The organism is Streptomyces sp. NPDC001410, from assembly GCF_042895235.1.
Taxonomy (GTDB): domain Bacteria; phylum Actinomycetota; class Actinomycetes; order Streptomycetales; family Streptomycetaceae; genus Streptomyces.
This window is the reverse complement of the sequence record NZ_JBIAWE010000056.1, coordinates 1-1,803: the sequence shown is the minus strand read 5'-3', so window position 1 is coordinate 1,803 and position 1,803 is coordinate 1. Positions and strand designations below refer to the sequence as shown.

The following is a 1,803-nucleotide window of genomic DNA, read 5'->3' as shown; positions in this document are numbered from 1 at the left end:
ACTTCGAACACCTCCCCCAACGGCACGGGAGCCTCGTGCGTTGCGCACCCCGTCGGCGTCACCCGATCAGTGGCCGTGCTGAAAACGCTCAGTGAGAAGCAGGTCGCTCGGTTGGAGCGTGAGCTGGAACACGGTTCGCTCTCCCACGGCTGGGCGGACCAGCGGTGGACACTCGCTCGGATCAAAGCGTTGATCGGCCGCCTGTTCCACGTCCCCTACACGGTCGAGGGCACCTGGAGGCTGCTCAAGCGGCACGGCTGGTCGTGGCAGCAGCCCGCCCGCAGGGCCATCGAGCGCGATGACGATGCGGTCGAGGTCTGGAGGAAGGAGACCTGGCCGCGGGTAAGAGCATCGCGGCGGAGCGCGTGGCCTGGCTCGTCTTCGAGGACGAGGCCGGGCAGTCGCTGACTCCGCCGCGTGCAAGGACCTGGGGCCGCCGGGGCCGCACACCGGTCGTACGAGTACGTGGGCGTGGCTCCGGACGGGTCTCTATGGCGGGCATGACCTGCTACAAGCCCGTTCAACGGTCTCGGCTGTTCTACGCGGTCCGCGAATACACCGGACGCAAGGACCAGCCGAAGGGATTCGGCTGGCGCGACTTCCGCGACCTGATCGTCCGCGCCCGCATTCAGCTCGGCGGCCCCATCGTCCTGGTCTGGGACAACATCCGGCTGCACCTGACGCGCCCATTGCGCGAGTTCATCGACGCGAACGCCGACTGGCTGAGGGTCGTCCAGCTGCCAACCTATGCGCCGGACCTCAACCCGACTGAGGGCGTGTGGTCGTTGGGAAAACGCGACCTCGGCAACCTCGCGGCGGCCGACCTCAGCCAGATCACCCGGGCGGTCAAGCACCGTCTCAAGCAGATCCAGTACCGCCCTGAGGCCGGTCGACGGCTGCCTCGCCGGCACCGGGCTCAGCCTCGGCCCGACCACTCATGAGGAGCCGCCGCCAACGCGGTGAGGCCAGTACCAGGCAGATGTGGCAGCATCACCGCCATGTCTTGGTGACCTGGGACTTCGTAGGTGAGCTGTACTGCGCTCTGTCCACCGAGACCGGTGCGGGTGACAGTCGGATCAGCTACCACGAGCTCAGCGAAGCCCGCGTTGTTCCAGGCGGCGCTGCTTCCAAGGCTGTTTCACCGGTTCCGGGGCCGACAGCCGTGACGTTATTGGCCTGCCGGACTCGAGTCCGGGATCGGGGCGGTAATTCCTCGTTCGGGTTGCCGGATCGAGTGACGCCACGCGTGCCCTCCGATCGCGGGCCTCCGGCGGCCGGAAGATGGTCTACACCAGCCCGGTCAGTCGGAAAGCCGGTCCCCTTCGCGCCGGCTGCCATCCGTGATCGAGCGCGGCACGAACTCCCGCCCCGACGATGGAGGGAACCACGGGAAAGGCCGATGTCGCCGCCATCAACACCGCGCCCTTCTGATCGGCCTGCTCAACCACGAAGTCGAACCGCCCCGACGCGCACCCTGTGCAGCAACCGGCCCCGCCGGACACACGCCACCGGTACGCCACGCCATCGACCGTGATCAGGCGGGTGCCCTTCTTCCGCAGAGCCAACTGTCCTCCTCGACTCGGACGCAACGTCAGGCGCGAGCGCCGGCGCCTTCGAATTGAATCCGACAGCCCGGCTCAGCTTCTGCCCCGACGACCGGCCCGATCATATGTCTGTCACCGGGGTGATGCTCTCGTTTTTTGCGCCCCTGTCGGCGTCGGCTGAACTCGGACCCGCTTTGGGCGGTTGAAATGTGACCCGGTTGGTGGTCGGTGGGTGGTGGTTCAGTCGTTGTCGGGTGTG

The 1,803-nt window shown here is 67.3% G+C and carries 3 protein-coding genes; 2 read left to right on the top strand and 1 reads right to left on the bottom strand.

Annotated elements, in window-relative coordinates:
* On the top strand, window positions 1-408 hold a 408-nt coding region (locus ACFY3C_RS45750), incomplete at its 5' end, for a winged helix-turn-helix domain-containing protein (protein WP_390775193.1).
* Window positions 366-941: a transposase gene (locus tag ACFY3C_RS45745; RefSeq protein ID WP_390775192.1), complete on the top strand. Its 576-nt coding sequence runs from the start codon at window positions 366-368 to the stop codon at window positions 939-941. The genes ACFY3C_RS45750 and ACFY3C_RS45745, both read left to right, overlap by 43 nt.
* 345 nt (window positions 942-1,286) lie before the next feature.
* On the opposite strand, the gene ACFY3C_RS45740 is transcribed toward ACFY3C_RS45745, so the two are convergent.
* Entirely contained in the window at window positions 1,287-1,565 is a 279-nt protein-coding gene (locus ACFY3C_RS45740) for a hypothetical protein (protein WP_390733271.1), read from the bottom strand.
* Between the last annotated feature and the right edge of the window lie 238 nt (window positions 1,566-1,803).